Genomic DNA, 12,019 nt, shown 5'->3' with positions numbered 1-12,019 from the left:
TTGCGGTATTTGCACACCTCTACGCGAACGGCGTTAGATTCCAAAGCCCAGGGTCGCCGCCCCGGCGCACCCTGGGTTGTCGTGCCCAACGAAGATGAAAAACCCCAACGGGGTTTGACCACCGTCATCAGCACACGCATTGTCGAACCCCGTTGGGGTTCATGGTTTCCGGTGCATCGGCGACCCAGGGTGCGCTTGCGCGACCGTGGGCTACGGAATGTAACCGCGTTGCGGTATTTGCACACCTCTACGCCAACGGCGTTAGATTCCAAAGCCCAGGGTCGCCGCGCCGGCGCACCCTGGGTTGTCGTGCCCAGCGAACACGAAAAACCCCAACGGGGTTTGACCACCGTCATCGGCACACGCGTCGTCGAACCCCGTTGGGGTTCATGGTTGCCGGTGCATCGGCGACCCAGGGTGCGCTTGCGCGACCCTGGGCTACGGAATGTAACCGCGTTGCGGTATTTGCGCACCTCTACGCCCACGGCGTTGGATTCCAAAGCCCAGGGTCGCCGCGCCGGCGCACCCTGGGTTGTCGTGCCCAACGAAGATGAAAAACCCCAACGGGGTTTGACCACCGTCATCGGCACACGTATTGTCGAACCCCGTTGGGGTTCATGGTCGCCGGTGGCATCGGCGACCCAGGGTGCGCTTGCGCGACCCTGGGCTACGGAATGTAACCGCGTTGCGGTATTTGCGCACCTCTACGCCCACGGCGTTAGATTCCAAAGCCCGGGGTCGCGCAAGCGCACCCTGGGTTGCTCACGTCAAGAATCGATCAAGCTCGTGCAATTCGTGACGGAGGTGTGAGTCCGGAAAAAGTGAAGTCGAATGTCACACTTTTGGACTTCGCGACAACTTAAGGGTAGAATGTTTGCGATTACGATTGAGCCTAGAAAGCATTCCAGAGAAGTATTCCAGCACCGAAGAATTAACACCGCCATAGAAGAATAAGCGAGCCGAGAGAACAAGATGAAACTACTATTGATCGTGTTAATAGCGTTGACGAGCGGGACCGTCTGCTGTGCTGCGGAGGAGACGGCCGATTTTTACGTGTCCCCCCGTGGCTCCGATAGGTGGTCTGGAACCTTGGCGGAACCGGATCAGGGAGGAGCCGATGGACCGTTCGCGACGATCGCTCGTGCACGCGACGCGGTTCGGGAGTTGAAGAAAAGCCAATCGACAGACATCGTTGTGCTGGTGCGTGAGGGAAATTACCAGCTTGAAGAGACTGTCGTTTTCGGTCTGCAGGATTCGGGGGTAGGTGATGCGACAATCACCTATGCGGCCTACCCCGGCGAAAAGCCTGTGTTCAGTTCGGGGCAAGAAATCAAAGGCTTGAAAAAGGTGACCGGTGAACTGCCCGACTTGCCAAAAGAAGCTCAGGGTAACGTTCTTGTTGCGGACGTTTCTGGTCGCTTTCACTCGCTCTTTAATGCCGAGGGGCTGCTGCCACGCGCACGGTCAGCCGGATTCCGAACGACGGCGGGCAACGGTCGCACGGGACTACGGTTTCCTGAGGGCAGGTTGAAGAACTGGTCAAATCTAGAAGATGTGGAGATTGTCATTCGAGCGAGCCATCAGTGGATGATTAATATCCTTCCCCTGGCATCGGTCGATGAAGAGGCTCAAGTTGCTCAAACGTCCATTGATGCAACCTATGCCATGAAGAGCTTGGGCGATTCGTGTTGGGTTGAAAACGTACTGGAGGAACTCGATCAGCCGGGCGAATGGGTTCTCAATACAAAGGAAGGCAAGCTCTATCTGTGGCCGCGAGGTGAATCGCCAGTCCTGGCGCCGCAGCTATTGGAATTGATCCGTGTCGAAGGCAAGATTGATGAAATGGGCCCGACGGATGTTCCGGTACGCAACCTATGCTTCCGTGGTCTCACCTTCATGCATGGTGATCGCTATCTATTTGATCAGGACGATGCGGGGGTACAGCACGACTGGGATGTGGTAGACAAAGATAACGCCTTGGTTCGGCTACGCGGAGCTGAGAACTGCGTCGTGGAAGAGTGTCATTTTCTCCATAGCGGCAGCGGTGCGGTTCGAGTGGATTTGTACGGGCAAGGGAACAAGATCTCGAGCAACCATATCGAGCATATTGGCGGAACGGGCATCATGCTCGGTGGCTATGGACCTGGCACCAAAGACGTTAACAAAAAAAACCTCGTCTACAACAACCACATTCATCATGTCGGGGAACTCTATTGGCATTCACCCGGCATCCTGCTCTGGCAAAGTGGTGAAAACCGTGTGGCGAACAATCTGATTCATAACACAAACTACTGCGGCATGATCGTTTGTGGAATGGTGACCAAGTTTATCAATGGAAATGGTCGTGAGGTTAGTCGGTCCATTCGAAGGCATGAAGTAGGGCAAGTGCCACACAATCCGACGATCGATGACGTCCGTCCCTTCCTGCACTCCCATGACAACCTCATCGAATACAACGAGATCCATCATGCCATGGAAAAACTGGGCGATGGAAACGGGATCTACATTCGTGGATCAGGCCCCGGAAATATTATCCGCCGCAACTACATTCATCACCTTGTCGCCGAGAGCGGCGCGCAGTCAGGTATGCGAACCGATGGCGGACAGATGGATACTCTCATTGCCGAAAATCTGATCTACAAATGCACGTCCCAAGGTCTCATACTAAAGCTGAACAATCGTGCAGAAAACAACATCATCGCTTACGTTCTCGATGGGGCGCGGCAGGCCAAGGGGACGGAGGTTTCTTACTTGAGGTTAACCGAGGGACCATCGACCGGCGGCGCTATCAAGCGTAACATCTTTTATCATCCCGGTACGAAAGCTTCGTTCTTCACCGAAAGTCGAGGCGCACAGTCCAAGGATGGGGACAAGGATTACAACATCTATTACTGTGCTGGGAATCCAGAGGTGAGCCAGTCAGCGCTGACCAGGATGCAGCGTGAGGGAGTCGATGCCCACAGTCTGGCGGTCGACCCGATGTTTGTTGATCCAGACAACGGCGACTTTCGCTTGAAGCCTGACTCACCCGCACTGGAACTGGGTTTTGTCCCTATTGATTTGTCCAAAGTCGGCTTACGCAACGACAATAAGTAGCGAGTCGTCACTTCCGTCAACCTTCCTTTTTTTTCTTGGAACAAACTACTAGCATGAGAAAACTAGACAACGTCTTTCTATGTTTTTCGCTGATCATTCTTGTTGGGCAAACGACCACGGCGCAGTCCCCAACGAAACTTTGGTTCGACGAACCGGCTACCTATTTCGAAGAAAGCCTTGTGCTTGGCAACGGCAAGATGGGAGCTTCGGTGTTTGGAGGTGTTGAATCGGATCAGATCTATCTAAACGACGCAACCCTTTGGTCAGGCGAGCCCGTTGATCCGAATATGAATCCTGATGCCTACAAATCGCTTCCAAAGATTAGAGAAGCGCTTGCAAATGAAGACTATAAACTGGGCGACCAGTTGAATCGCGAACTTCAAGGCAAATTCACGGAGTCGTTCGCGCCGCTGGGAACCCTGTTTCTCAAGTTTGAACATGACGGTGAAGTAGGGGATTATTACCGTGAATTGGATATCAGCAACGCAACGGCCAAAACGACTTACCAGGTAGACGGCGTCAAGTTTTCGCGTGAATATATTGTCTCGCATCCCGACCAAATTATGGCGGTAAAACTCACTGCAGACAAAGAGGCGGCTCTTAATTTTAGTGTGTCGTTTGAGAGTCTGCTGAAATTCGAAACAAACGTAACGAGCGACGCCCTGAAAGTAGATGGGTACGCGCCCTACTACGTTGCTCATAACATCCAGAGGAACGTAAAGGATCCGGTCCGGTTCGATGAGAATCGTGGTACCCGCTTTTCTTCTTACTTAGGGATTGAGCATGAGGGGGGAGAGTTAACGGCTACGGGAGATTCGCTTGCCGTTCACGGAGCCAATGAAGCAACGGTTTACGTTTCGATCGCTACAAGTTTCAACGGTTTCGATAAGGATCCTGCGAAAGAGGGATTGGATAACAAGGCGATTGCTGCCGAGCAGCTTTCGCAAGCAGCGAAGAAGGATTTCGAGGAAATAAAGGCGGCTCACCTTGCTGATTATCAACCGTTTTTTAGTCGAGTGGCACTCAGTTTAGGAGAAACCGATGCGCCGAATCTACCAACCGATGAACGGCTGAAAAGATACTTTCATGGCGCGGAGGATAAGAACCTAGAGGTACTGTATTTTCAGTTTGGTCGCTATCTGTTGATCTCCAGTTCTCGTACCAAGGCCGTCCCCGCTACGCTGCAGGGAATTTGGAACCCGTACGTCCAGCCACCCTGGTGTAGCAATTACACCATGAACATCAATGTGGAGGAAAACTACTGGATGGCGGAAACAGCCAACCTGTCGGAATTCCATATGCCTTTGCTTACTTACATCGACAATCTCTCAAAGACGGGCGAGGTAACCGCAAAAACCTTCTACGGCGTCGATCAAGGATGGGCTGCTTGTCACACCTCCGATATTTGGGCAATGAGCAATCCGGTGGGCGATTTCGGCAACGGTAGTCCGCAATGGGCAAACTGGAACATGAGTGGAACCTGGTTGGTCACCCACCTCTGGGAGCACTACCAATTCACGCAGGACAAAGAATTCCTGAAGAACGACGCTTATCCTTTGATGAAGGGGTCCGCCGAGTTTTGTCTAAACTGGATGATTGAAGACAGCAAGGGAAAACTGATCACGTCACCTTCCACCTCTCCCGAGAATAGTTACCGAACCAACGACGGTTATCGGGGGTCGACCTTGTACGGCGGAACGGCTGACCTCGCCATGATTCGGGAAAGCTTCTTGCAGATGATCGAAGCCTCCAAAGTGCTGGATGTTGATGCGGAGTTTCGAGCTGAATTGGAACAGGCACTGGCACAGATGCACCCCTATCAAATTGGCAAGAAAGGGAATCTACAAGAGTGGTATCACGATTGGGACGACTCCGATCCTCAGCATCGTCACCAGTCGCATTTGTTTGGATTGCACCCTGGAAATCATATTACGCCTGCGTCGACTCCCGAATTGGCCGCGGCCTGTAGAAAGACCCTTGAAATTAAGGGTGACGAATCGACAGGTTGGTCGAAGGGGTGGCGGATCAATTTGTGGGCAAGACTGCGAGATGGCAACCACGCTTACAAGATGTACCGTGAGTTGCTTCAGTTTGTTGAGCCGTCGGGATTGCGTACGGACTACAGCAAAGGTGGCGGAACCTATCCAAACCTGCTTGACGCGCATCCACCTTTCCAAATTGACGGCAACTTTGGCGGTGCTGCCGGCGTCGTTGAAATGCTGATGCAGTCGCATGAGGGGGTCATTGATTTGCTGCCTGCCCTACCTGATGCTTGGGAAGAAGGCTCGGTAGAAGGTTTGTGTGCCCGTGGTGGTTTCGAAGTGTCAATGGATTGGAGTAACGGTCAACTTCAGAAAGTAACCGTGCTGGCCAAAAGTGGAGGAAAGACAACTCTGGTTTGTAACGGAAAAGAAAAAGTCGTCGAGTTGGCTGCCGGTGAACGAGTTGCATTCGATTGGTAGAAACGTTGTCTAAGACAAGGGGTAGGTAAAAACCTACCGTAGTGGACGAGGTTACGAGTCCTTGATACTCCTGCCGCTCGCATGAAGAATAGATTTAAACATTTGAAAGGACAATCTGTGAAGATAAGAACATGTGCGTTGCTAGGGTGGCTTAGTGTCTTGATGTTCTCCTGTAACGCGGGGGCTCAAACCGATGCGGCTGAAGAACAACTGCAGTGGTTTAAAGACGCTAAGTTTGGGATGTTTATCCATTTCCAAGCTCCACGTAATGGCGAATTTAACCCAGCTAATCTTGATACGAAAGAATGGGTTCGTATCGCCAAGGCCGGTGGGATGAAGTACATGACGCTAACCACGTCGCAGAGTTCTTACGTCCCTTTATGGAACTCTTCGTTTTCCGATCGGGATGTCACCGATCGAACCTCATGGACGCGTGACATCGTTAAGGAACTCGCTGAAGCCTGTAAGGCCGAGGGAATCCGGATGGGATGTTACTATCCGATCGCGGACCCGCCAAATCCGATTTACAACGAACCAGATGTGGGAGGCGAGATTCGACCCTATGTGGAATACCTGCATGGCATGATGAAGGAGCTTTGTGAAAACTATCACCCCTGCCTGATCTGGTTTGACGCTTCACGCCGCTTCCGAGATCCTGCGGAAAAGCCCTTGCTTCGCCAGCAGGAGATGGTGGACATGCTGAATTCCTATGGCACCCTTTCCAATAGCCGACTGGGTGACGATGATGCCTTACGCTATGTCAATTACCTCACCATGAATGACAACATGATGCCTTCGATTAACCTGGGGGTCCCTTTTGAGTCGGCGGTGACGATGGGTCGGTCCTGGCACTATCGAGCCAATGACACGCTAAAATCTCCCCAAGTCCTTATCGAACAACTGATCAATACAGCAGGAAATGGCGGGAACTATCTCCTCAATGTCGGCCCCGACAAGGACGGCGTTATTCCTAAGGAGATGGAGGACCGACTCAAGATCGTGGGCGATTGGCTTCAAAGGAACGGCGAAGCTATTTATGGAACCGAGCCTGGACCCTACCGCTATGAAATCGATTGGGGGACGATCACGCAACGTAAAAACGAGGACAGCACCAGCCTCTATCTCAACGTCGCCAACTGGCCTAGCGACGGGAAATTCACCTTGTTTGGCGTGAACCATCCTGTGCTGAAGGCATCGCTCTTGGCCACGGGTGAAGTCATCAAGAGTGAATCCAAGTTTGATGCGTCTTCCGGCCAAAACCTGATGACGCTGGAACTCCCCCAAGAGGCACCCGACGACTATGTTTCGGTAATCAAACTTGAGGTCGCGGGCACCGTGTCGATGGATCCAGCACACATGCAACTAAACGGTGGGAAGGTTATTCTCGATACGTACAATGCCACCATTCATGATGCGAAGTACGTGCCTGGCAAACCGACCAAGGCGATCGACATGAAGATGTTCACGGTCCCGGATCGACGGCCGCTGCTACCGGGCGAAATCACTGGTCCCTGGGACTACCAGATGTACAGAAAGGCGGGCGAGGGGGTCATGCCAGGCAGAGCGATCACCGTTTCAGGATTCCAAACCAAGGGTCAGGCACTGAGTTGGGATTTCAAAGTATTTGAACCTGGTACTTTCAACGTGGTGATTGATTGCAGAGGGAACCGAAACCAAAACGGGGACGACGAAGGCAAACTGCGTGCGTATGTCGCCGGTCAATCGATTGAGGGTCATTTGAACATCGTCGGTCTTGGGAAAGCTCAGCTAGGAAAGATTCAAATCGAAAAGCCAGGAACCTATACCTTCACCCTTGAAGTTGTTTCTGATTTCAAAAACGCTCTGAGGTATGGAGGCGTTACCCTGGTGCCGGAACGCCAAGAAACCTAGGCCAGAGGCCGAAACATCCCCTGCCGGTGGCGTGAGCCACCGGAATGGATTGCGCCTTTGATCGTCCCAAGCAATCATCTTACCCATGGTCTAGTTGGAAGAGAAAACCCATGAAGTTAAAAACATTTCTGCTTGCCGCATGTCTCGGCGGGTTGATGCAGTCCGGAATCGCGGTGGCTCAGACGCAAGCGGCGGAAGAATCACGGCAGTGGTTGAAGGATGCCAAATTTGGGATGTTTATTCATTTTGATGTGGATAAGCGAAACATAAGCACATGGAATCCGAGCAATCTGGATACCGATGAATGGGTGCGTATTGCTAAACAGGCTGGGATGAAGTACGTCGTCCCAACGACGCACCAATCTTCCTACATTGTTATGTGGGACTCCGAGGTCTCAAGCCGAGATGTCACGGACCTAACCCCGTTTCGGCAGCCTTACTTAAAGGAGTTGTCCGAATCGTGTAAGGCTGCGGGGCTCCGAATGGGGGCCTACTATGCGATTGCCGACCCTGGCAATCCGCTCTACAACGAAGACGGTTCTGATATCAAACCGTATGTCGAGTATCTGCACGCGGTCATCAAGGAACTCTGTGAACAGCATCAGCCCCTTCTCATCTGGTTTGATGCTTCGCGACGATTCAAGCATCCTGAACAAAAGGAATTGCTGCGGCGGGCCGAAATGGTCGAGATGCTTCATTCTTATGGAACCCTTTCGAATAGCCGACTTGGCGATGACGATGGGCAGCGGTATGTCGATTACCTGACCATGAATGATAATATGGCTCCCGATTTTAACCTGGGCGTGCCATGGGAATCAGCCGTGACCATAACGACGGATGGCTCCTGGCACTTTACCAACGCGAACGCTGAGTTGAGATCCCCCAAAGAGCTTCTACATCGGCTGATCAATGCTGCCGGAAACGGCGGAAATCTATTGTTAAATGTTGGACCGGATCCGCAAGGCGTTATTCCAAAGAACATGGAGGAACGACTGAAGACCCTAGGGCAATGGCTTGAGAAGAATGGGGAGGCCATTCACGGAACTCAGCCGGGGCCCTACCCCTATCAAATCAGTTGGGGATCGATCACGCAACGGAAAGATGAAGGAAACACCAACCTTTATCTGAACGTGCTTGACTGGCCTGAAACGGGGAAGTTCACCTTGTTTGGATTGCAAAACAAAGTCTTGCAGGCGTCTCTGCTAGCGACGGGAAAAACGATTGACTTTCAATCCAACTTTGATGCCAACTCCGGTCAGAATATCGTCACGTTAGACGTCCCCGAAACACAGCCGGATGACTATGTCTCCGTGATCAAGTTGGTAGTCGCTGGTGATGCGGTGATGGATCAAGATCACCTGCAACTGACCGATGGGAAGGTCTTACTGGATACCTACAATGCCACGATTCATGATTTAGAGTTTGTGCCCGAAAAGCCTACCAAGGCCATCGACATGAAGATGTTCACTGTCGCGGAAAGACGACCCCAGCAGCCGAGTGATTACAAGGGACCCTGGGACTATCAAATGTATAAGAAGCCCGGTGAGGGGATCATGCCGGCCAGAGGCATCACCGTCTCAGGCTTCCAAACCAAGGGCCAGGCGTTGAGCTGGGATTTCAAAATCTATGAGCCGGGTCGCTATGATGTCGTGGCGGTTTGCCATGTTACCAAAGGGTCCAACTGGCAAGTGAGGGGACGCGTGCGGGCACATGTTGCCGGGCAAACGGTCGAGAATCAACTTGTCGAATCGAAACGCGTTGAAACCATCACCGTGCCGAAGTATTTGGAGCTGCATTCGGTCTTGGGAACCGTCGAGATCGATTCGTCGGGGGCGCATACCCTAACGTTGGAGATCGCTGAAAACCTCACCGGTGCAAAACCCAATTTCCAAAGGGTCGAATTGGTGCCTTCGCAGCGATGATAGATCGTGCTACTCACTGCTCTGTTAGAAAAGGAAAAGGGATGAAGACGTTTCAGAAGATTAGGTGGACGCTGTTGAGCGTTGTGATAGGGATAGGACTTTGTGGGTACAGCTCGGCTGACGAAGTTCCTACCTATCTGGCGGGATACGAAGATACCTACGCCGAGAATCCTCGCGAGGCCGCATTGGAGTGGTTTAGAGAGGCCGAGTTTGGCATGTTCATCCACTATGGCTTGTATAGTTTGGCCGAAGGGCATTGGGGCGATGTCCATTCCAGCCCGGCGGAATGGGTCCAGTTACGTGCCAAGATCAGGCCAAGCGAGTATGAAAAGTTGGCAGGAAAATTCACGGCTGAAAATTTTGATGCGGACTTTATTACCGATTTGGCCGTCGCTGCTGGCATGAAGTACATCAACATTACGACCCGGCATCACGATGGTTTTTGCCTCTTTGATTCCAAGTATACCGATTTCAAGAGCACCAAGAGTGCGGCCAAGCGAGACCTGATCGCGGAACTGGCCGAACAATGCCAGAAAAAGGGGTTGGGGCTGTTCTTTTATTACTCCCATGGTCGCGACTGGCGCCATCCCCATGCCCCGAACCGAGACGAATGGGGCGGTAACCCCAGACCCAATTATGATCCTCCCGAGGAGTCCTACAAATACGGCGAAGAGCATGACCTACAACTTTATGTGGAATACATGAAGAATCAGATCACGGAACTGCTGACCCACTACGGACCGGTGGCAGGGATTTGGTTGGATGGGCGGGCGGTCCCCGGTTCACGGCCGGAAAAACTACATGAACTGAAGCTGCAAGAACTCTACGATTACATTCATTCGCTGCAGCCACAGGTGCTGGTCTCTTACAAACAAGGGGTGCTTGGAACGGAAGATTTTAAGGCTCCAGAACGCAATTTCAAAGGTGAATCGAAGGTGCCCTTGGAAATTTGCAATACGATGCAGCCTCATGCATGGGGCTATGATCGGGACGATGACGTTGGACACAAGACGCCAGATGATGTGATGAAAATGCTTGCCGGCACCAAGTCGATGAAAGCGAACCTATTACTCAATATTGGCCCGTTGCCCGACGGATCGGTTTTTCCAGACGATATAACCACCTTGCGTGAAGTGGGCAAACGCTTGAAACAACAGTGAATCTCTTAAAGGAGTCATGATGAATCGTATTTCTAAAATCCGTCTTGCCAGAGGCTTGGTTCTGCTCGTTCTCTGTCTAGTGATGCCGGCCACAGGTAGAGCCGCAACGCTGAAGGGCACCCGGCCAAATATTGTGATTATCATGCCGGATGATATCAGTTTCGCATCGATCGGTGCGTATGGGAATCCAAAAGCGAATAGCCCGAGCGTGGACGAGCTTTATCACAAAGGCGTTCGCTTTGAGAATTTTCATGTGTCACCGACCTGTTCGCCGACACGTGCGGCCTTGTTGACCGGTCGTCATGAGTGCTACAGCGGAGTCACCCACACGATCATGTTACGGGATCAGATGAACCCGGAGTTGCGGACGATGCCGCAGATGCTTCAGGACGTGGGCTATGCGACGGGCATTTTCGGAAAATGGCATCTGGGGGATTCCAAGGAATACCGACCGGACAGCCGAGGTTTCGGCGAAGTCTATATCCACGGCGCCGGTGGTATCGGTCAGAATTACGCGCACAGTGCGGATTTCCCCAACAACGACTACAACAACCCCGTTCTTTATCACAACGGCAAGGTCATCGAGACGGAAGGCTATTGCACCGATCTGTTTTTCGATCAGGCCATTCGCTGGATCGGTACCCAGGCAGCGGCCAAGAAGCCCTTCTTTGCCTATGTGCCCTTGAACGTTGCTCACCGTCCCCACATTCCACCGATCCTACCGGACGGCAGTACCGGCAACATCATGAAGAACCTCGATGACAACGTTGGGAAGATGATGGCATATCTGGATGAGCAGGGCCTCAGTGAAAACACGCTGCTGATCTACATGACAGACAATGGCGCCGCGTCCGGTTCACTCCAGCTGAAGGGGCGAAAAACATTTGCCACCGAAGGCGGAATTCGTGTGCCTTGTATCATGTATTGGAAGGGGCACCTTGAAGGCGGAATCTCAAACAATGATCTAACTGGCCACATCGATTATTACGCTACATTTGCTGAACTGGCTGGGTCGGACGACGCCGTTCCCGGCGGCCAAATCTGGGATGGTCGTAGCATGCTGCCTCTGCTGGAAAACCCCACAAACGCTCAATGGCCGCAGCGCTACTGGATTGCTCATCGCACTCGCTGGAACGATGCGGCTACGTCGCAGTACGCTCACGCATCGGTTCAAGATTTACAATTTAAACTGTTCATGCCAAACGCAGGAAAACTTGAACTCTACGAGGTTTCCGCGGACAAACGTGAACGGAACAATGTTGCCAGTCAGTATCCCGAAAAGGTAGAGCAACTGAAGAAGGTCTATGATGCTTGGTGGGCGGACGTCCAATCCTACATGGTGAATGATCACCTTGAAAACGTTCCGGCCGAGCACAAGCCTTATCATGAGTTGTATCGCGAAGCTTTTGGTGAAGAGCGTTATCAAGAGGCGATGCGTCAGATGAATTGGGTGGGGGGCAAACCTTATGGACAAAGGAGATAAGGACAA

At 52.3% G+C, this 12,019-nt stretch carries 6 protein-coding genes; all 6 read left to right on the top strand.

Going from position 1 to position 12,019, the window contains the following annotated elements; genetic code table 11:
* Nucleotides 1-972 precede the first annotated feature (972 nt).
* The 6 genes from Q31b_RS08685 to Q31b_RS08660 all read left to right on the top strand — a co-directional run bounded on the left by Q31b_RS08685 (nt 973) and on the right by Q31b_RS08660 (nt 12,013).
* Nucleotides 973-3,096 (top strand): right-handed parallel beta-helix repeat-containing protein, encoded by a 2,124-nt coding sequence (locus Q31b_RS08685; RefSeq protein WP_146599261.1) that lies wholly within the window; start codon nt 973-975, stop codon nt 3,094-3,096.
* Nucleotides 3,097-3,149: 53 nt separating this feature from the next.
* Nucleotides 3,150-5,558: a glycosyl hydrolase family 95 catalytic domain-containing protein gene (locus Q31b_RS08680; protein ID WP_146599260.1), complete on the top strand. Its 2,409-nt coding sequence runs from the start codon at nt 3,150-3,152 to the stop codon at nt 5,556-5,558.
* A gap of 117 nt (nt 5,559-5,675) precedes the next feature.
* Complete coding sequence (locus Q31b_RS08675; protein WP_197171197.1) at nt 5,676-7,448, top strand: alpha-L-fucosidase; 1,773 nt, start codon at nt 5,676-5,678, stop codon at nt 7,446-7,448.
* A 110-nt stretch (nt 7,449-7,558) separates the two neighbouring features.
* Nucleotides 7,559-9,370, top strand: a complete 1,812-nt coding sequence (locus tag Q31b_RS08670) for an alpha-L-fucosidase (RefSeq protein ID WP_197171195.1) — start codon at nt 7,559-7,561, stop codon at nt 9,368-9,370.
* A gap of 41 nt (nt 9,371-9,411) precedes the next feature.
* A complete protein-coding gene (locus tag Q31b_RS08665; RefSeq protein WP_146599257.1) occupies nt 9,412-10,530 on the top strand; it encodes an alpha-L-fucosidase in 1,119 nt (372 codons plus the stop codon).
* 16 nt (nt 10,531-10,546) lie between these two features.
* On the top strand, nt 10,547-12,013 hold the full coding sequence (locus Q31b_RS08660; protein WP_146599256.1) for an arylsulfatase: 1,467 nt from the start codon (nt 10,547-10,549) through the stop codon (nt 12,011-12,013).
* Nucleotides 12,014-12,019: the final 6 nt, after the last annotated feature.

The sequence above is a fragment of the Novipirellula aureliae genome (assembly GCF_007860185.1).
Lineage (GTDB): Bacteria > Planctomycetota > Planctomycetia > Pirellulales > Pirellulaceae > Novipirellula_A > Novipirellula_A aureliae.
This window is presented reverse-complemented; position numbering and strand designations above follow the sequence as displayed.